Origin of the sequence: Sphingopyxis sp. 2PD, assembly GCF_005503695.1 — a bacterium.
Taxonomy (GTDB): domain Bacteria; phylum Pseudomonadota; class Alphaproteobacteria; order Sphingomonadales; family Sphingomonadaceae; genus Sphingopyxis.
Genome location: NZ_SCMU01000003.1, coordinates 1 through 18,704, shown reverse-complemented (window position 1 = coordinate 18,704; position 18,704 = coordinate 1). Strand labels below are relative to the sequence as shown.

The following is an 18,704-nucleotide window of genomic DNA, read 5'->3' as shown; positions in this document are numbered from 1 at the left end:
CGGTGATCCAGGCGATCGTATTCCTGCCGCTCTTGGCGGCGCTTATCGCAGGCCTCGGCCAGCGCGTCATCGGCACCACCGCGTCGAAAATCCTGACGACGGGCGCGCTGTTCACCAGCTGTGCGCTCAGCTGGCCGATCTTCCTGTCGTTCGTGATGGGCAGCGGCGAGGCCGAAGTTGTCACCGTGCTGCACTGGGTCAGCTCGGGCGCGCTTCAGTTCAACTGGGAGCTGCGCGTCGATACGCTGACCGCAGTGATGCTCGTCGTGATCACGACGGTATCGGCGCTCGTCCACCTCTATAGCTGGGGCTATATGGAGGAAGACCCGGACCAGCCGCGCTTCTTCGCCTATCTGTCGCTGTTCACCTTTGCGATGCTGATGCTCGTGACCGCGAACAACCTCGTCCAGATGTTCTTCGGCTGGGAAGGCGTGGGTCTCGCGTCGTATCTGCTCATCGGTTTCTGGTACAAGAAGCCGAGTGCCAATGCCGCGGCGATCAAGGCGTTCGTCGTCAACCGCGTCGGCGACCTTGGCTTTATGCTCGGCATCTTTGGCACCTTCCTCGTCTTCGGTACCGTCTCGATCCCCGAGATCCTTGCCGCGGCGCCGGGCATGGCGGGCTCGACGATCACCTTCATGGGGATGCGCCTCGACACGATGACGATCCTCTGCCTGCTCTTGTTCATCGGCGCGATGGGCAAGTCGGCGCAGCTTGGCCTCCACACCTGGCTGCCCGACGCGATGGAAGGCCCGACCCCGGTGTCGGCGCTGATCCACGCCGCGACGATGGTCACCGCGGGCGTGTTCATGGTGTGCCGCCTGTCGCCGATGTTCGAAACGAGCGAAGTCGCGCTTGGTGTCGTGACCTTTGTCGGCGCTGCGACCTGCCTGTTCGCCGCGACCGTCGGCACGACGCAGTGGGACATCAAGCGCGTCATCGCCTATTCGACCTGTTCGCAGCTCGGCTATATGTTCTTCGCCGCGGGCGTCGGCGCCTATGGCGCGGCGATGTTCCACCTGTTCACCCACGCCTTTTTCAAGGCGCTGCTGTTCCTCGGTGCGGGCTCGGTCATCCATGCGATGCACCACGAACAGGACATGCGCTATTATGGCGGGCTGCGGAAACACATCCCGATTACCTTCTGGGCGATGATGATGGGGACGCTGGCGATCACCGGCGTCGGCATCGCGGGTGTCGCGGGCTTCGCGGGCTTCCACTCGAAGGACGGCATTCTCGAAGCAGCCTTTGCCGCAGGCGGCGGCGGCGTAATCGCCTTCTGGGTCGGCATCTTCGCCGCGCTGCTGACGAGCTTCTATTCGTGGCGCCTTGTCTTCCTGACCTTCTATGGCAAGCCGCGCTGGGAACAGAGCGAGCATATCCAGCACGCGGTGCACGACGACCATGGTCACGGCCATGACGATCATGCGCACGCCGCGCAGGGCGATCATCACCACCATGATGCGCATCATGGCGCTTCGGGCGACGGCACCGCGGGTTACCACCCGCATGAAAGCCCGGTCTCGATGCTGATCCCGCTGGTGCTGCTGTCGATCGGCGCGGTGTTTGCGGGCTATGCGTTCAAATATCAGTTCATCTACCCCGAACAGGGTTTGGCCTTCTGGAACGGCAGCATGCTCGCCTATGATGCCGAGCTGATGCACCATTCGCATCAGGTGGACACTTGGGTGAAGTGGACGCCGTTCACGGTGATGGCGATCGGTCTGTTCCTCGCGTGGAACAGCTATATCCGCAACACCACGCTGCCCGCGCGCTTCGTGGCGCAGTTCAAGCTGCTCCACCAGTTCCTGTACAATAAATGGTATTTCGACGAGCTCTACAACGTCCTCTTCGTGAAGCCCGCCTTCTGGATCGGCCGCTTCTTCTGGAAGAAGGGTGACGAAGGCACCATCGACCGCTTCGGTCCCGATGGCGCCGCCGCGCTCGTCGCTGGGGGGACCCGTCTCGCGGTCCGGCTGCAATCGGGTTATGTTTATGGATATGCGTTTGTGATGCTGCTCGGTCTTGTCGGCCTCGCCAGCTGGGCCATGGTGAATTTCCTGTGAGCGGCTTCCCCATCCTTTCGCTGATGCTGGCGGTTCCGCTGGTCGGCGCCATCGCCTGCCTGTTCGTGGGCGACAAGATGTCGCGCTTCGTTGCACTCGGCGCGACGCTCGCGACCTTCGTCCTCGGCTGCATCCTCTGGGCGAACTTCGACATTGGCGGCGCGCAGTGGCAGTTCACCGAACGCGCCGACCTGTTCGGGCGTTTCCAGTGGGCGCTCGGCATCGACGGCATGGCGCTGATGCTGATCATGCTCAGTGTTTTCCTGATGCCGCTCTGCATCCTCGCCAGTTGGGACGCGATCAAGAGCCGTGTCGGGCTCTACATGGCGATGTTCCTGATCATGGAAGTCGTCATGATCGGCGTCTTCATGGCGCAGGATCTGCTGCTTTTTTACATCTTCTTCGAAGCCGGCCTCATCCCGATGTATTTCATCATCGGCATCTGGGGCGGCGCGAACCGCAAATATGCGGCGTTCAAATTCTTCCTCTACACGCTGCTCGGGTCGGTGCTGATGCTGATCGCGATGATCGTCATGATCGCCGAAGCGGGCACGACCGACATTCCGACGCTGCTGAATTACGACTTCCCGGCGGGGATGCAGACGTGGCTGTGGCTTGCCTTCTTCGCCAGCCTTGCGGTCAAAATGCCGATGTGGCCCGTCCACACCTGGCTTCCCGACGCGCATGTGCAGGCGCCGACCGCGGGTTCGATGATCCTCGCGGGCGTGCTGCTGAAACTCGGCGCCTACGGCTTCCTGCGCTTCATGATGCCGATGTTCCCCGACGCCTCGGCGCAGCTGATGTGGCTCGTCTTTGGCCTGTCGATGGTGGCGGTGGTGTACACCAGCCTCGTCGCGCTGGTGCAAAGCGACATGAAGAAGCTGATCGCCTATTCGTCGGTCGCGCATATGGCGATCGTCACTGCGGGCCTGTTCGCGTTCAACCAGCAGGGTATCGAGGGCGCGCTGATCATCATGCTCAGCCACGGTGTCGTCTCGGCCGCGCTCTTCTTCTGCGTCGGCGTAATCTACGACCGGCTCCACACGCGCGAGATCGATCGTTACGGCGGGCTCGCGGTAAACATGCCCGCCTATGCGCTGTTCTTCATGCTGTTCACCATGGCGTCGATCGGCCTGCCGGGGACCAGTGGATTCGTCGGCGAATTCCTGAGCCTGCTCGGCATCTACGAAGCGTCGAGCGTCGTGGCGTTCGTATGCACCACCGGCATCATCCTCGGCGCCGCTTACATGCTTTATCTCTACCGCCGCGTCGTGTTCGGCGAACTGACCAAGGACGATGTGAAGGCGATGCCCGATCTCAACGCACGCGAATGGACGATCATGGTGCCGCTGGCCGCCGTGGCGCTGTGGATGGGCGTCTATCCCGAAAGCTTCCTCGCACCAATGCGCGGCGACGTGACGACCGTCGTTGCGCGCCTAGCGCCGGCGAAGCCCGCGGGCGATGCACATCTTGCCGCCGGGAAGCCCAAGCCCGCCGCGGCGCAGGGTGAAACCGCCCACGGCTCCGCGCATGCGGGAGGCGCAAAATGACCGCCGATCTCGCGCTCATCTGGCCCGAACTGATCCTGACGATCGGCGGGCTTATCACGCTGATGCTCGGGACCTTCCTCGGCGATCGCCAGGTTGGCATCTACCAGCTCAGCGCGCTGCTCACGCTCGCCGCCGCTGCGGCCGCCGTGGTCGCATTGTTCGGCGTCGAAACGACCGTCTTTTCAGGCACGCTTTCGGTCGATGGCTTCGGCGGTTTCGCCAAGCTGCTGATCTATACTGCGAGCTTTGTCTGCATCCTGATCGCGCCGCGCTTTTTCAGCGGCGGCATGCGCGCTGAATATCCGACGCTGATCGTCTTTGCGGCGCTCGGCATGGGCATCATGGCGTCGGCGCGCGACCTGATGACGCTCTATGTCGGGCTCGAACTCAACAGCCTCGCGGCCTATGTGCTCGCCAGCTTCATGCGCACCGACGAACGGTCGACCGAAGCCGGGCTCAAATATTTCGTCCTCGGCGCGCTCGCGTCGGGCATGCTGCTCTATGGTATTTCGCTGCTCTACGGCTTCACCGGCACCACCGATTTTGCGGGCATCGCAAAATCGATGGGCGGCGAACTCAACATCGGGCTGATCTTCGGCATCGTGTTCGTGCTCGCGGGCCTTGGTTTCAAGGTCAGCGCGGTGCCGTTCCACATGTGGACCCCCGACGTCTATGAAGGCGCACCGACCCCGGTGACGACCTTCTTCGCGAGCGCTCCGAAAGTCGCGGCGGTGGCGCTGATGACGCGCGTCGTGATCGACGCGATGGGGCCTGCGGTCGGCGCTTGGCAACAGATCATCATCTTCCTCGCACTCGCCTCGATCATCCTCGGCGCGGTCGGTGCGATCGGACAGAAGAACATCAAGCGACTGCTCGCTTACTCGTCGATCAACAATGTCGGCTTCATGCTCATCGGCCTCGCCGCGGGAACGCAGCAGGGGGTCGAGGGCGTGCTCACCTATCTGCTCGTCTATGTCGTGACGACGCTCGGCGCCTTCCTCGTCGTGCTCCAGCTGCGCGACGCCGAGGGTAACCAGATCGAGAGCATCCCCGCGCTCGCCGGGCTGTCGCAGCGCCGCCCCGGCCTCGCCGCGGCGATGGCGGTGTTCATGTTCAGCCTCGCCGGCATCCCGCCGCTGTTCGGTTTCTGGCCGAAATATCTGGTGTTCGAGGCCGCGGTGAACGCGAACCTCGTCCCGCTCGCGGTCGCAGGCATCGTCGCTTCGGTGATCGGCGCCTTCTACTATATCGCGATCATCAAGATGATGTATTTCGACGACAAGTCGGACACCGAGATTCCGGCAGGCGGCGGCGCGATCGTCGAGGATGCGGTGATCACCGCGAGTGCGCTGTGGCTCTCGGTCATCGGCTATCTCTTCATCCCCGTGCTGGCGGTCCTTTCGGCCAGCGCTGCTGCGGTGCTGTTCTGATACCGCCCATCGAGCGGATAGCGCAGACAGGTTCGACCAACGCCGACCTGCTGGCGCGGCTGGCGAGCGGCGAGCATGTCGGCGAGGGGCATTGGCTCGTCGCCGACCGCCAGACCGCGGGGCGCGGGCGCCTCGGGCGCGGCTGGAACGACGGGCAGGGCAATTTCATGGGCTCGACCGTCGTCCATCTGACGATCGGTGATCCGTCGGCGGCGACGCTGGCGCTCGTCGCCGGGGTGGCGCTTGCAAAGACCGTCGCCGCACTGGCGCCGGACATCGGTGCGCAGCTCAAATGGCCGAACGACCTGCTCGTCGATGGCGCCAAATGCGCGGGCATATTGATGGAACGCACCTGCAATTCGGTCGTCATCGGGATCGGCGTCAACCTCGTCGCCGCGCCCGATCTGGCCGATCGGGCGACCGCGACGCTGGCGGGGAAGGGCGTGTCGCTCGATCGCGACCATTTTGCCGGGGCGCTGGGCATCGCGATGATCGACGCGCTGTGGACCTGGCGGCAGGAGGGTGTGGCAAGCATCGTTCGGGCGTGGCTGCCGCTCGCGCATCCGCTCGGCACGCCGCTCCATGTGTCCGAACAGCGCATCGACGGGACCTTCGACGGGCTTGCCGAAGATGGCGCGCTGCGCTTGCGCGTGACGGGCGGCGAGACCATGCTGGTGCACGCTGGCGACGTCGAACTGCGTCGCCCGGTCGAGGAAGAAAGATAGATGCTGCTCGCGATCGATGTCGGCAACACCAATGCCAAATTCGCGCTGTTCGATGGCGCCGCGTTGCTCGCGCGTTGGCGCATCGCGACCGACGACCGCCGCACCGCCGACGAGTATATGGTGTGGCTCGATCAGCTGTTGCGCATCGAGGGGCATGATCGCTGCCAGGTCGATGCGGTCATCATTTCGACCGTCGTGCCGCGCGCGCTCCACAATTTACAGCTGCTCGCGGTCAAATATTTCGGCGTCGATGCCTTCGTCGCGGGCCGCGAGCCGGTTACCTGGGGTATCGCATTGAAGGTCGACGAGCCGCGCTCGGTCGGCGCCGACCGCGCGGTCAACGCGATCGCGGCGCAGGCGGTCGAACCGGGCAAGGACAAGCTCGTCATCAGCTTTGGCACCGCAACGACGCTCGACCATATCGGTCCCGACGGCGCCTATCTGGGCGGCATCATCGCGCCCGGGGTCAACCTGTCGCTGGAAGCGCTGGTCGCCGCCGCCGCGAAACTGCCGCGCATCGCGATCGAGGCGCCCGCGACGACGAGCGTCATCGGCCGCACGACTGAAAGCCAGATGCTGATCGGCGTCTATTGGGGCTATGTGTCCATGATGGAAGGCCTGATCGCACGGATGAAGGCCGAGATCGGCAAGCCACTAACGGTCATCGCCACCGGCGGCCTCGCGACATTGTTTCAGGAACAGGGGCATCTGTTCGACCGCATCGAACCCGATCTGACGCTGAACGGGTTGATGCACCTCTATCATCAACGAAAGCCAACGACATGACGACTCCGGGTAAGGAGCTGCTTTTCCTCGCATTGGGCGGGTCGGGCGAGATTGGCATGAACGCCAATCTTTATGGTTGCGACGGCAAATGGATCATGCTCGACCTCGGCGTGACCTTTGGCACCCATGATTATCCCGGCATCGACATCATCATGCCCGATCTGGAATTCATCGAGGATCGCAAGAAGGATCTGCTCGGGATCGTCCTGACCCACGGGCACGAGGATCATATTGGCGCCTTGCCGTACCTTGCCGCCGACCTTGGCGTGCCGCTGTACGCCAACCGCTTCACCGCCGGGCTGATCGCCAACAAGCTGGCGGAAGAGGGGCTGGAGAAGGACGTCAAGATCAAGACCGTCGACATCGACGCGCATTTCCAGCTGGGTCCGTTCGGCATCCGCCTGATGCCGCTGGCGCACTCGATCTTGGAGATGAGCGCGGCGGTGATCGACACGCCTTATGGCCGGGTGTTCCACACCGGCGACTGGAAACTCGATGCCGATCCGGTGCTCGGGACCCCGTCGAGCGCCGCGGCGTTGACCGCGATCGGCGACGAGGGCGTGGATTTCCTGGTCGGCGATTCGACCAACGCGTTCAATCCCGAAGCTTCGGGCAGCGAGGGCGACCTGTACGACGGGTTGCTCACTGCGGTGGGCAATGCCAAGGGCCGGGTTATCGTTACGACCTTTGCCTCAAACGCGGCGCGCCTCAAAACGCTGGGGCGCGTCGCGAGCGCTACGGGGCGCACCCTGTGCGTCGCCGGGCGCTCACTCGACCGCATATTGGGTGTCGCACGCTCGGTCGGTTATCTGAAAGACTTCCCGCCGACGGTCGATTTCGACGAGGCGATGCGCCTGCCGCGCGAAAAGGTGATGGTGATTGCGACGGGCGGGCAGGGCGAACCGCGCGCCGCGCTCGCGCGCATGGCGGCGGACAGCCACCAGATCAAGCTCGCACCCGGTGACACGGTCGTCTTTTCGTCGAAGCAGATCCCGGGCAACGAGGTCGCGATCGGACGGATCATGAACCAGCTCGCGGCCAAGGACATCCTGACCGTTACCGAAAAGCAGGCACATATCCACGTCAGCGGCCACCCGGGACAGCCCGAACTGGCGGCGCTTTATGGCTGGCTGCGCCCGAAGCTGGTGGTGCCGGTGCATGGCGAGATCCGCCACATGCACGAACAGGCGCGCTTTGCTTTGGAAACGGGCGTTCCCGATGCGCTGATCCAGGAAAATGGCGATCTGGTGCGGCTGGCGCCCGGCCCGGCCAAAATCCTCGAGCGCGTTCGCGCCGGACGTTTGATCCTCGACGGCGACGTTATATTGCCCGCCGATGGCGAGACGATCAACGAGCGCCGCAAGCTGGCGCTGCACGGGCATGTCACCGTCGCGGTGATCTTTACCGGCAAGCGCTTCGCCGATGTTGCGGTGAGCTATCGCGGCGTCCCGGTCGAGGATGAACGCGAGGCGTTCATCGACGAAATGCGCGAAGCGGCCGAACAGGCGGCACTGGCCCCCGCCAAGGAACAGGAAAAAATGCGCGAAGCGATCCGGCTGAGCGTGCGCCGTGTCGCGACCGACTGGACGGGCAAAAAGCCGGTCGTCGATGTCATGCTCGTGCAGCTCTGAATGGACGTAAAGCGATGAAATGGACCTCGGCGCTCGCTATCTATCTGCTCTTCCTCGCGCTCAGCGCCTTTTTTGTGTTGCCCTTCCACGGCCGCAAGGCGAGCGACGACGAAGCGCCGCTAGTCAAGGGACAGGACCGCGGCGCGCCCGCGGTGTTTCGGCCTGCGCGTATCTTGCTCCAGATGACGATCGTCGCGACGGTCGGCTTCGTCATCTACTACGTCGCTTATGTGAACGGCTGGGTCGATCCCGACGTGGTGAGCGGACGGGCCTGACCCACGGGGGATTAACAATCCCAAAGTTCAGGAAAGTTCAGTCCATTGCATTCGCCTATTTGGGCGTCTCGGCGTGTCGGACGCGTCATACACGCATCGCCGTAGCCGCACCCGCAAACCGAGCCGTGACCGCTATTTGCCTACCAGATGAAAGAGCCGAATGAAGGCTGGCACAGCCCGAAAATGTAGGAAAGACTTATTTTGAAGGCTTCGTCTGCTTGGGGGTGGTGAGCTGCTCTCAGGTCGTCGTCACCCCGGACTTGATCCGGGGTCCATGCGGCCTCGCACCGCGCTATGCTGAGAGGGCGGATGGATCCCGGATCAAGTCCGGGATGACGAGAATGTAGGCCAGCTTCCGGTCGAAACGCCGCGCCGACCTGTTAACGCCCCTGCCGCCTAGTTCCGCAAGCGGTCGATCGCCTGCGCCAGCGCCACGTACAGCTTGCCAATATCCGACGACAGCAAGGTCACGCTGATCGCCGATCCGTCGCGCGCACCGATCAGCAGGCGGAGCATCGCTTCGAAATCATGGATGAACTGGTTTACCGACGCGTGGAAGCCGTCGTCATTCTGGTAAAGCCGCAGGATTTCCTTGGCCTCGCTGTTTTCGATCAGCTTGACCGCGCGCCGCGCGAACACGCCGCGGTCGCCCTTCAGATACGCGTCCCAGGCGGTGTCGCTGACTTCGGTCGACAGGATCTTGGTGACGTCGATCGCGGTCGATTTCAGCGCTTCGGTGAGTAGCCCGACCTGTTTGGCAAGCGAATCGCGGCCCGATGTGGCGATTGCCTGTTCGGCCTCGGCGACACGCTGTTCGACGCTGGCGCTGGTGTCCATGATCGTGATGAGCTGGCGCATCAGGCGGTCGGCGGCGCCGTTCGCCGCCGCCACCGCGCGTGCGGAGGCTTCTTCGATTGCGGTCAGCTGGGCCATGATTTCGTTCTTGAACGCCGCGTCGATCGCCTCGGTCGCGGTGGCCTGCATCGCTTCGCGTGCGCCCGACACCAGCTTTTCGAGCGTCTCACGCGCCTCCTCGGCCGCTGAATCGGCGGTGGCGCGCACCTCGCCCAGCGTTGCGATCATCCGCGCGCCGCCCTGTTCGGCAAATTCATCGGCGCCGTCGCGCAGTTTCGCCAGCGCGGCCTCGGCGTCGGCGAGCGATCCGTTGATCCGGTCGACGAGCGCCTGCTGGCTGGTCGCATGCCCGGCCATCTGTTCCTCGTTCGACTTGAGCGTCGCCTGCACCGCATTGACGTGCGACATCGTCGATTGCGCGACAAGTTCGGACGCCTCGAGCATCGGGCGCAATTGCGCCAGCGCGGTTTGCGTTGCCTTGCCGTGCGATGCCATGCGGTCGAGCGCATGCGGCAGCGTTTCGTCGAGTTCGCGGGTCACCGCGTCGAGCGCCAGCAGCAGTGATTCGGCGTGCGTGATCAGCTGATGCGCCGACGCATTGCCGCTTTGCACTTCCTGCATGAAGGCGCTGAGCTGGGTCTTGGTGTCGTCGATCGAGCGACCGATGACCCCGGTGCTGGCCGTCACGCTGACATCGAGCACGTCGAGCTGCTGCGCGACTTCGGCGACATGCGCGGTGATCCGCATCGCAAGCGCGTCGCTGGCATCGGCGTGGGCGGACAATTGCGCGCCCATCGCATCGCCCGCATCGCGCGCGGCAACGAGCTTGGCATCCATTTGCGCGGCGGCTGCATCGACACCATCGCGGAACCGGCGCCAGCTTTCGTCGATCTGCGCGGTGATCGTGGCGACGGTCGATGCCATGTCGTCGCGCGCGGTAGCGCCGGCGCTGGTGATCCGCGCGAGCGCGGCGTCGTGCGCGCTGCTGACCTGGGTGGAGGCAGCGAGCAGGCCGGTTTCGGTCTCCTTGCTCTGTTCTTGGAGCGCGACGATCGCTTCCAGGACGCTGGCGGTCGCGCTTTCGCCGGTTTGGGCGGTTCTTGCGGCTGCTTCGCCAAGTTCGGCGAGCTTGGCCTCGAGGCTCGCGCCCTGTTGATGCGCGACGAGGCCCGCTTCGCGGAAATTGACCGCGAGCCGCTGCGCCACATCGTCGATCCGCGGCAGGCCAGCGAGCAGCCCGTCCATCCGCTGCAAGGCGACATCACCCGAACGCGCGAGCTGATCATGTGCATTGGCAATCACCGACGCGTTGCTGGCCAGCTTGTCGCTGCTTTCGCCCAGCCGCATCACGGTGTCGAGGCCGATTTGCTGGACGATCTTCGCCTGTTCGCCGAGCTGTTTCTGGGCATCAGCCAGATGCAGGCCGAGCGAGTGCATCGATTGATTGAGCGCCAGATTTTCCTCGCGCAGTGCGGCAGCGACGCGCGCGAAACGCGCCTGTTCCGAACGACCCGACCGCAGCAGCACCATCCACAGCACCGCGAGCAGGGTCAGCGGCATGGCGATCGTCGCGATCAGCGTCGGTAAGGAGGCAAACACCGGTGTGCGCGCAAAATTGTCGGTCGCGACGGCCAGCGTGAATCCCGTCCAGCCAATCGCCAGCAGAACAAGCAGGGCAGGGGCAACTCGGTCGCGCCACGCCGAAGCCTGCTGCGCCGTATCGTCAGCGGAGTCGCCAAGATCGCCGTCTGCATCAAGCACCGACATGTCGAGCCATTCGCGTTCGATCGGGGCAGCCGCTTCGGGCGCGGGCACCGTTTCCGGCGGCGCGGCATCGGCCTGCGCGGCGCTGTCGGCTTCCTGGATTTTGGCGGAATCCCGCCACAATCCGACGATTTTCTTGTCCCCCGTCATCCCGCCATCTTAGCATCAAATGACCGTCTTGAAACGGAAACTTAACTACAAGCTGCCTACCCTGTGGAATGTCGTTCGATAGTGGCCCCCTTGACCGTTACCTGAGCGCCGCGATCGGTGACGATCCGGCGATCGCGATGGACCTGCGCACGGCCTTTGCCAGCAGCGCGCGCGACCTCGCCGACCTGATGCGCCGTGCCCGCTGCGACGCCAATTGGGAGGTTGCGGCGCTCCGCCTGAAAGGGCTGGCGGCGACCTTTGGCATCATCTCGCTGATCGAACTTGCCGAGCAGGCGATGGCCGGCGCGCCCGGCGACCCGCTGGTGCTGCGCCAGATCAACGCGGCGATCGACGAGCTCGGCTGAGCGACGGGTCGCGGACTGGGCGGGGTTCAATCGCCGTTCAGCCGCTTTCTTCCAAATAATATCGGTACGGGCCGTCTTGCCTTGGCAACGCGACGGGTTTAGCCGCGTTATGAACGCGCGCCGGAACCCTGTTTGCGTTGCCTGTTTTCGTTGGGCGAGCCGGCCGATTCTGAGGAGAGATTTCGATGTTCACCCGTTTCCGCTCGATGCCCGCGACGGCCATGGCTGCCGTGCTGGGCTGCGCGCTGATGGCGACCGCTACCCCGGCTGCCGCTCAGAAGAAGGAAAAGCCGAAAAAGGAAGAAGCTGCGAAGGGCAAGCAGCTGACCGCAAGCAAGGGTTTTGCGCCTGCGCTCAAGAAGATGACCGACGCCAACTCGGCCAAGGATGCCGCAGCGCTGCAGGCGGCGCTGACCGAGGCGCAGGCCAGCGCATCGACCCCCGATGACAAATACCTCGTCGGCTTTTACCAGCTCCAGCTTGGCATCCTGGGCAAGGACCAGGCGTTGCAGGGGCAGGGGCTGGACGTGATGCTCGAGTCGGGGCTGACCCCGGCGGAGAACATCGGCGTCTATAATTTCTATTCGGGCAACTTCGCCTATGGCGCGAAAAACTACACCAAGGCGATTCAGCGGCTGGAAGCGGCAAAGGCCGCGGGCTCGACCGAAGCCGCGCTGGCACCGATGCTGATGGACAGCTATCTGAATGCCGGTCAGATCGACAAGGGCTGGGAAATTGCACAGGCCGGGATCGCCAGCGCGCGGGCAGCCGGCACAAAGCCGTCTGAAGAGCTGTTCGTGCGCCCCGCGCAGGCTTTTCAGAAAGCCAACCGGACCAACGAGATGCTCGACGTGCTGACGATGCGCGTTCAGGATTATCCGACCCCGGCGACGTGGCGCAACACGCTGTACATCCTGTTGCAGCAGTCGGGCGGTGACAAGGAGCTCAACCTCGACATCCTGCGCTTGATGCGCGCGACCAATTCGATGACCCAGCGCCCCGAATATCTGGAATATGCGGGCTTGGCGACCGAAGCGGGTTATCCGGGCGAGGTTGTCGCGCTGATCAAGCATGGCCAGAACAGCGGCGCCATTCCCAAGACTGACGCGCATTTCGGCGGCATCCTCGAATCGCAGACCCCGCGCGCCACGGCTGACGCCGCGGCGGTTGCGGCGGATGCGACCAAGCCCGCCACGCTGAGCAACCCGAAGGCGGCGCGTGCGACCGCCGACGCGCTGGTCGGTAATGGCGACGCCGCAAAGGCGATTCCGCTGTATCAGGCCGCGCTGGCGGCCAGCCCGACCGATGCGGTCATCCAGTATCGCCTGGGCGTGGCGCAGGCGCTCGCCGGGCAGAGCGATGCGGCGGTGGCGAGTTTCGCGAAGGTGCAGGGCAATCGCCAGCGGTTGGCGCAGCTGTGGACCGTGCGTGCCAAGGCTGGCGCAGCGCCTGCTGCGGCTCCGGCGGCCACGCCTGCGAGCTGAGGCGCGGCTTCACGACATAAAAAAAGGGCGCCGTTCCGATGGGAGCGGCGCCCTTTTTGATGCGCGGTCAGGCGTCGATAACGGTCACGAGTCGACCGGAATGCCCGCCAACTGCTTCGCGGTGCGGATGGTCAGCGACGTCTTGACGCTGGTGACATTGGGGGCCGAGGTCAGATGCGCGGTCAGGAACGACTGGAAACTCTGCAAATCGCGCGCGACGACTTTCAGCAGAAAATCGATTTCACCGTTGAGCATGTAGCATTCGCGCACTTCGGCAAGGCCGCCGATGTAATCCTCGAAGGCTTTCAAATCGGCTTCGGCCTGGCTGCGCAGGCTGACCATCGCGAACACGGTGATGCCATAACCCAGCTTCGCCGCGTCTAGATCGGCATGATAGGACCGGATGACCCCCGATTCCTCCAGGGCACGAACCCGGCGCAGGCACGGCGGCGCGGTGAGCCCAACCATTTGCGCCAGTTCGACGTTCGTCATCCGGCCATTTTTTTGCAGCTCACCCAATATCTGAAGGTCGATTTGATCGAATTTCTGACTCGCCATCGTTGAAACATCCGCTTTCCAAAACTGCGGTGACCATAATATTATTTCAGGCGATTGCAATTGTCCCACAATGTGACGAGCCCGGTTAAGGCACTTTCATGACCAAGGGATTCACGCTAGCCGGTAAGCGTAGGGTAACCAACGATAGAAGCTGTGGGGTTCGGTTCGCGTGATGGCTGACTCGATGATCGCGACCATCCTGCGCCAAGCGCCTTCGGACACGCGCGCGAGCATCGCGGCGTGGCGGCAACTGTCCGATATTCTGGCGCAGCGCGGCAATCAACTGGGTGATGACGATATTCGTCGCAGCCTGCATGCGCTCGCGGTTTTGCGGCCGCGTGTCCCGGAGGCGGTACGCCGCGATTGCGCGCGGGCGATCGCGAAACGGGGCCGATTTGCGCCGCTGGTTGCGCTCTATGCCAATGATGTCGCGGCGGTTGCCGCGATCATGCTCAGCAGCGCTCAGCTGCCCGAGGCGGATTGGCTGGCGATGCTGCCCGCGACCAGCGCGATGGCGCGATCGGTGCTGGCGGGGCGGAGCGATTTGCCGCGCGGCGTTTATCGCGCCCTGGCCAGCCTCGGCAGCGCCGCGGTAGCCTTGCCGCAACCGGCGGTATCGGTCGAAGCCGCCCCCGCGCCGGTGGTGGCGCTGCACGCCGCGCCCGATGCGGCGATTGGCAGCGGAACCAGCCAGATCAGCGAACTTGTGCGGCGAATCGACAAATATCAGTCGACCCGCGGCCAGCCCGCGACCGCCGCGGCTCCGCAACAGCAGCGTTCGGCCTTCCTGTTCGAAACCGGCCCCGATGGGGTGATCCATTGGGTCGACGGCGTCACCCGCGGCGCGGTGATCGGCCTGTCGATCGCCGAGGCGGCGTTTGGCGGCGAACCGGGAACGGATGGAGTGGCTGCGGGGGCATTTCGCCAGCGCGCCGAAATCCTCAATGCGCGGATGATGCTCGAAGGTACGCCTGCCGACGGCGGCGAGTGGCGCTTTTCGGCGCTGCCGTGGTTCGATCCGGCGACCGGGCAGTTTCGCGGCTATCGCGGCAGCGCGCGCCGTCCCAACCGCAACGAAACGCCCTATGGTCGGCCCGTTGGCGAAGATTCGGGCGATTCGATTCGCCAGCTGATCCACGAGCTGCGCAGCCCGCTCAACGCGATTTCGGGTTTTGCCCAGATCGTCGCAGGACAGATGTTCGGGCCGGTCAGCCAAGGTTATCGTACCATGGCCGACACGATCGTCGCCGACGCGCTGTCGGTGCAAACGATCATCGATGATCTGGAAACCGCGGCGCGCAGCAATGTTGCGACCGCGATCGACCCGTCCCCGGACGAAGTCGTCGATATGGGCACCGTTGTGACGCAGGTGGAAAGCGACCTTGCCCCGCTGCTAGCCGAACAGCATGTGGACCTCAGCATCTCGCGGGTTGGTGGCCCCTTCATGGGGCTCGCCAATGATGCCAACGCACGGCGAATGGTCGGCCGCCTGCTGACCGCGCTGATAGATGTATCCGAAACGGGTACAATTCTTGTCGGCCAGCTCGTCACCGAGACGCCGCACGACGATATGCTCCAGCTACGGATCGTTCGTCCGGCATCGATTCGCTTCGCGACCGCATCTGACCTGCTCGATCCGGGCTTCAGCCCCGAAGGCGAAGCCCCGGGGGCGGCGGTGCTCAGCCTCGGCTTTTCGCTCCGCCTCGTCGATAGCCTGGCCCGCGCTGCGGGCGGACGGCTCGACATCGGGCATAACGCCTTGACCTTGCACCTGCGCTCCGCCAACTCGAAGACCGAAGCCGGACTGGAGGCCCAGCAGGGCGAATAGCCCGAACGGTCTGGAAGCAAGGGGGAGCGTGGTGCAGCCTGCGGGCAATTTCTTTGCTGAGCCTGCGCCATCCGACCTGGTGGAACTCGCAGCGGACGAACGGCCGCGTTTCTGGGTCACGATCGATACCGAAGAGGATTTCGATTGGGAGGCGCCTTTTGCCCGCACCGGCTATGGCCTTTCGTCGATCCCCGCGCTCGCCGATTGCCAGCGCTACTTCGCCAGTGCGAAGGTAAAACCCATCTATCTGGTGGATTGGCCGGTCGTCGCCGATGATCGCGCCGTCGATATTCTGGGCGCGGCGCGAGCCGACGGCGCGTGCGAAATCGGCGCGCAGCTGCATCCCTGGGTGACCCCGCCCCACGACGAGGAAGTCAGCGCGCGCAACAGCTATACCGGCAATCTGCCGCGCGATTTGCAACGGGCAAAGATGATCGCGCTGCGCGATGCGATCCGCGATCGTTTCGCGATGATGCCGACGGTTTATCGCGCGGGGCGCTATGGGCTTGGCGAGGAAACCGCCGCGATGCTGGCCGAACTTGGCTTTCGTTGCGACACGTCGGTGCGGTCGGGCTTCGATTATCGTTTCGGCCATGGTCCCGATTACCGCAATGCCCCGCTGCATCCCTGGTGGATGCGCACCGCAGCCGGAGCGGTGCTTGAGGTGCCCGTGACCACGGTGTTTGGCGGGCTGCTGGGGAGGGCGGGTGAGCCGGTCTATCACCGCGTCGCGCGTAACGGAACCCACGCCGGGGCGGCGCTCGCGCGCCTGGGGATCGTCGAACGCATTGCGCTGACGCCGGAAGGCATTCCCGCCGACCGGGCCTGCAAGGCGATCGATATCGCGGTGGACCTGCGCGTGCCCGTTCTCAACTTCTCCTTCCATTCGCCGTCGCTGCAACCGGGGAATACCCCCTATGTCCGCAGCCAGGCCGATCTCGACCTGTTCTACCAGTGGTGGGATGTCGTGCTGGATCATCTGGCGCGGCGCGGCGTCGAGGCGACGACCGCGGCGGACATCATGGCCATGGCGGCGCGCAGGGCGCCCGGCTGAGCCTTGGTGCTTGCCAATATGGCGCGCGCTCCGCTATCGCCCGCGCATCCCCTACCGGGTTTCGACGGGGGGCCTGTAGCTCAATGGTTAGAGCTGGCCGCTCATAACGGCTAGGTTGCGGGTTCGAGTCCTGCCGGGCCCACCACTCCCCGATTTGACGCGCTAGGGCGCCTTGGGCCGGAGCCGCTGCGCGGCGGTCAGGTCGCGCAATACCTGCGCCCGCATCTCCAGTTCGCGCCGTTCGGAATCGGACAGGCCGTCGCGCCCGTAACGATCGGCAAGCGTCGATATTTGCCCGGCCTCACGGCGCAGCGCGCGGGCTTCGCGCTTCGACAATTGCCCGGCATCGCGCCCATCGCGGATCCGCGCGCGGGTTTCGCGAAGATCATGATCGACGGTCGATCGCTGGGCTGCCGTCCCCATATCGGATATTCCCGGCATCCGGTCGCTCGGCGGCGGCGTTCGCGGGACAAACTGCGCCTGTGCCGCGGTCGGCACCAGCAGGACGGCAAGGACGACAGACAATCGCATGGGCGGCCTCGATCGCAGGGGTGAAGCAGAAATCGCGCTGCGGTGATGAATGTGCACTGAACCCGCGGGAGGCATGCATAATGCTTGCAAATCGAAACCGATAACGGTCCATTGGCGCGGGAGCAGGAGGGCGATATGGGGAAGCGGCGTGTAATATTGATCGGTGGTCTGGCGATCATTGCGGTGGTAGCGGGAACGGTGGCGCTACGCACTGCCAGCTTTGCGCCGAAAGACATCGCCGATGGCAGTGATGTCCGGTTAGCGGCGGTGCCGCCTTATGAGCTGGAAGCCGCGGTTGCGAACCTGAGCGCAGCGGCACAGATCCGCACGATCTCGCACCAGGATCCCGCCGACGACGAGACGGCCGAATGGGACCGGTTGCACGCCTGGCTTGCCGCGACCTATCCCGCCGCGCACCGCGCGATGGCGCGCACGATCCTGCCTAACCGCACGCTGATCTACCATTGGCCGGGCAGCGATCCGGCGCTGGCACCGATCATCCTGATGGCGCATCAGGACGTGGTGCCGGTCACCGAAGGGACTGAGGGCGACTGGAAATATCCCCCCTTCGCCGGGACGATCGCCGAACAGGCGGTGTGGGGGCGCGGCACGGTCGACGACAAGGGCTCGCTGGTCGCGCTGTTCGAGGCACTCGAAGCGCTGAGCGGGCAGGGATTTCGGCCCAAGCGGGGCATTTATCTGGTGTCGGGGCATGACGAGGAGGTCGGTGGATCCGGCGCGGCCGCGGCCGCGGCGCAGCTGAAGGCCGACGGGGTGAGGGCGATCTTCACGCTCGATGAAGGCAGCGTCGTGCTGACCGACACGCCCGTGATCAACGGCCCGGCGATCATGATCGGGATCGCCGAGAAAGGCTATGCGACGCTGAAAGTCACCGCCGACGCACCGGGCGGCCACAGTTCGATGCCGCCCGCCGAAACTGGCGTCGGGACGCTGGCGCGGGCGATCACCGCGATCACGGACAAGCCATTTCCTTTGAGCATCCAGGGACCGGGCGCCGCGATGCTCGAAACGCTCGCCGCGAAAAAGGGCGGGACCACCAAAATGGCGGTGGCGAACCAGTGGCTGTTCGGCCCGATCCTGAAAGGCGAAGTCGCCGCGACGCCATCGACCGCGGCGGCATTTCACACGACGATTGCGCCGACGATGCTGGAGGGAAGTCCAAAGGAAAACGTCCTGCCGCAGACGGCGAACGCGCTGATCAACTATCGCATCGCGCCGTGGAACCGATCAGGCGATATCATCGCCCGCGCGAAGGGCGCTGTCGGCGATTTGCCGGTCAAACTGGCGTGGGTAAAACCGCCGCGCGAACCGTCGCGGGTGTCGTCGACCAGCTCGCAAGGCTGGAAATGGATCGCGGCGACGGCGCGGGCCGATGCGCCCAATGCAGTATTGTCACCGATCCTGGTCGTCGGCGGCACCGACAGCCGCAGCATGGAGCCGGTTTCGGACGATGTGTACCGATTTATGCCGATGCATTTTTCGCTGAAAGAAACGGCGATGATCCATGGCACCAACGAACATATGAAGATCGACAGCTTCAAGCGCATGATCGATTTTTACGCGCGGCTGATCGCAACGTCGGCGGGGTAGCCGGGGCGGGCTCATTTTTGGGGCGCAGTGGTCGGGGAGAC

The 18,704-nt window shown here is 64.4% G+C and carries 15 protein-coding genes and 1 tRNA gene; 13 read left to right on the top strand and 3 right to left on the bottom strand.

Translation table 11 applies throughout. The features are described 5' to 3' along the window. Positions 1–2 precede the first annotated feature (2 nt). Genes nuoL through FFS18_RS03615 form a run of 7 tightly spaced genes read left to right on the top strand, consistent with a single transcriptional unit; the run spans position 3 to position 8,463 of the window. Entirely contained in the window at positions 3–2,066 is a 2,064-nt protein-coding gene (gene nuoL / locus FFS18_RS03645; RefSeq protein WP_120216144.1) for an NADH-quinone oxidoreductase subunit L, read from the top strand. Beyond that, on the top strand, positions 2,063–3,616 hold the full coding sequence (locus FFS18_RS03640) for an NADH-quinone oxidoreductase subunit M (RefSeq protein WP_137869808.1): 1,554 nt from the start codon (positions 2,063–2,065) through the stop codon (positions 3,614–3,616). The genes nuoL and FFS18_RS03640 overlap by 4 nt, the downstream gene beginning before the upstream one ends. After that, positions 3,613–5,046, top strand: a complete 1,434-nt coding sequence (nuoN, locus tag FFS18_RS03635; RefSeq protein ID WP_137869807.1) for an NADH-quinone oxidoreductase subunit NuoN — start codon at positions 3,613–3,615, stop codon at positions 5,044–5,046. Before FFS18_RS03640 ends, nuoN begins: the two co-directional genes overlap by 4 nt. Beyond that, the gene (locus tag FFS18_RS03630) at positions 4,968–5,771 is read left to right on the top strand and encodes a biotin--[acetyl-CoA-carboxylase] ligase (protein WP_137869806.1); all 804 of its coding nucleotides are present in this window, start codon (positions 4,968–4,970) and stop codon (positions 5,769–5,771) included. Before nuoN ends, FFS18_RS03630 begins: the two co-directional genes overlap by 79 nt. Beyond that, a complete protein-coding gene (locus tag FFS18_RS03625) occupies positions 5,772–6,557 on the top strand; it encodes a type III pantothenate kinase (protein WP_137869805.1) in 786 nt (261 codons plus the stop codon). Beyond that, positions 6,554–8,188, top strand: a complete 1,635-nt coding sequence (locus tag FFS18_RS03620) for a ribonuclease J (protein ID WP_137869804.1) — start codon at positions 6,554–6,556, stop codon at positions 8,186–8,188. The genes FFS18_RS03625 and FFS18_RS03620 overlap by 4 nt, the downstream gene beginning before the upstream one ends. Before the next feature lie 14 nt (positions 8,189–8,202). Next, entirely contained in the window at positions 8,203–8,463 is a 261-nt protein-coding gene (locus tag FFS18_RS03615; protein WP_120216150.1) for a DUF1467 family protein, read from the top strand. Between the two features lie 396 nt (positions 8,464–8,859). Here the strand turns inward: FFS18_RS03615 and FFS18_RS03610 are convergent, their stop codons facing one another. After that, positions 8,860–11,232, bottom strand: a complete 2,373-nt coding sequence (locus FFS18_RS03610; protein WP_137869803.1) for a hypothetical protein — start codon at positions 11,230–11,232, stop codon at positions 8,860–8,862. 68 nt (positions 11,233–11,300) lie between these two features. On the opposite strand from FFS18_RS03610, the gene FFS18_RS03605 reads away from it, so the two are divergent. Both FFS18_RS03605 and FFS18_RS03600 read left to right on the top strand, forming a co-directional pair. After that, positions 11,301–11,597, top strand: a complete 297-nt coding sequence (locus FFS18_RS03605; RefSeq protein WP_120216153.1) for an Hpt domain-containing protein — start codon at positions 11,301–11,303, stop codon at positions 11,595–11,597. A gap of 185 nt (positions 11,598–11,782) precedes the next feature. Continuing rightward, positions 11,783–13,081 (top strand): tetratricopeptide repeat protein, encoded by a 1,299-nt coding sequence (locus FFS18_RS03600; protein WP_120216154.1) that lies wholly within the window; start codon positions 11,783–11,785, stop codon positions 13,079–13,081. Positions 13,082–13,165: 84 nt separating this feature from the next. On the opposite strand, the gene FFS18_RS03595 is transcribed toward FFS18_RS03600, so the two are convergent. After that, complete coding sequence (locus tag FFS18_RS03595; protein WP_120216155.1) at positions 13,166–13,639, bottom strand: Lrp/AsnC family transcriptional regulator; 474 nt, start codon at positions 13,637–13,639, stop codon at positions 13,166–13,168. A 184-nt stretch (positions 13,640–13,823) separates the two neighbouring features. Here FFS18_RS03595 and FFS18_RS03590 point away from each other — a divergent pair, with 184 nt between their 5' ends. The 3 genes from FFS18_RS03590 (at position 13,824) to FFS18_RS03580 (ending at position 16,666) form a co-directional block, all read left to right on the top strand. After that, entirely contained in the window at positions 13,824–15,467 is a 1,644-nt protein-coding gene (locus tag FFS18_RS03590; RefSeq protein ID WP_137869802.1) for a histidine kinase dimerization/phospho-acceptor domain-containing protein, read from the top strand. A 79-nt stretch (positions 15,468–15,546) separates the two neighbouring features. Then, on the top strand, positions 15,547–16,521 hold the full coding sequence (locus FFS18_RS03585) for a polysaccharide deacetylase family protein (RefSeq protein WP_249340282.1): 975 nt from the start codon (positions 15,547–15,549) through the stop codon (positions 16,519–16,521). A 69-nt stretch (positions 16,522–16,590) separates the two neighbouring features. Then, positions 16,591–16,666 (top strand) — tRNA-Ile (locus FFS18_RS03580). A gap of 17 nt (positions 16,667–16,683) precedes the next feature. Here the strand turns inward: FFS18_RS03580 and FFS18_RS03575 are convergent. Continuing rightward, the gene (locus FFS18_RS03575) at positions 16,684–17,052 is read right to left on the bottom strand and encodes a hypothetical protein (protein ID WP_137869801.1); all 369 of its coding nucleotides are present in this window, start codon (positions 17,050–17,052) and stop codon (positions 16,684–16,686) included. Positions 17,053–17,187: 135 nt separating this feature from the next. On the opposite strand from FFS18_RS03575, the gene FFS18_RS03570 reads away from it, so the two are divergent. Further along, positions 17,188–18,663: a M20 family peptidase gene (locus tag FFS18_RS03570; RefSeq protein ID WP_137869800.1), complete on the top strand. Its 1,476-nt coding sequence runs from the start codon at positions 17,188–17,190 to the stop codon at positions 18,661–18,663. Positions 18,664–18,704 lie beyond the last annotated feature (41 nt).

What these genes read in the sequence shown, in the direction of transcription:
- FFS18_RS03610 (WP_137869803.1), bottom strand. Translation starts at nt 11,232, where the DNA reads ATGACGGGGGACAAGAAAATCGTCGGATTGTGGCGGGATTCCGCCAAA.
- FFS18_RS03615 (WP_120216150.1), top strand. Translation starts at nt 8,203, where the DNA reads ATGAAATGGACCTCGGCGCTCGCTATCTATCTGCTCTTCCTCGCGCTC.
- FFS18_RS03620 (WP_137869804.1), top strand. Translation starts at nt 6,554, where the DNA reads ATGACGACTCCGGGTAAGGAGCTGCTTTTCCTCGCATTGGGCGGGTCG.
- FFS18_RS03625 (WP_137869805.1), top strand. Translation starts at nt 5,772, where the DNA reads ATGCTGCTCGCGATCGATGTCGGCAACACCAATGCCAAATTCGCGCTG.
- FFS18_RS03590 (WP_137869802.1), top strand. Translation starts at nt 13,824, where the DNA reads ATGATCGCGACCATCCTGCGCCAAGCGCCTTCGGACACGCGCGCGAGC.
- FFS18_RS03605 (WP_120216153.1), top strand. Translation starts at nt 11,301, where the DNA reads ATGTCGTTCGATAGTGGCCCCCTTGACCGTTACCTGAGCGCCGCGATC.
- nuoN (WP_137869807.1), top strand. Translation starts at nt 3,613, where the DNA reads ATGACCGCCGATCTCGCGCTCATCTGGCCCGAACTGATCCTGACGATC.
- FFS18_RS03595 (WP_120216155.1), bottom strand. Translation starts at nt 13,639, where the DNA reads ATGGCGAGTCAGAAATTCGATCAAATCGACCTTCAGATATTGGGTGAG.
- FFS18_RS03570 (WP_137869800.1), top strand. Translation starts at nt 17,188, where the DNA reads ATGGGGAAGCGGCGTGTAATATTGATCGGTGGTCTGGCGATCATTGCG.
- FFS18_RS03575 (WP_137869801.1), bottom strand. Translation starts at nt 17,052, where the DNA reads ATGCGATTGTCTGTCGTCCTTGCCGTCCTGCTGGTGCCGACCGCGGCA.
- FFS18_RS03600 (WP_120216154.1), top strand. Translation starts at nt 11,783, where the DNA reads ATGTTCACCCGTTTCCGCTCGATGCCCGCGACGGCCATGGCTGCCGTG.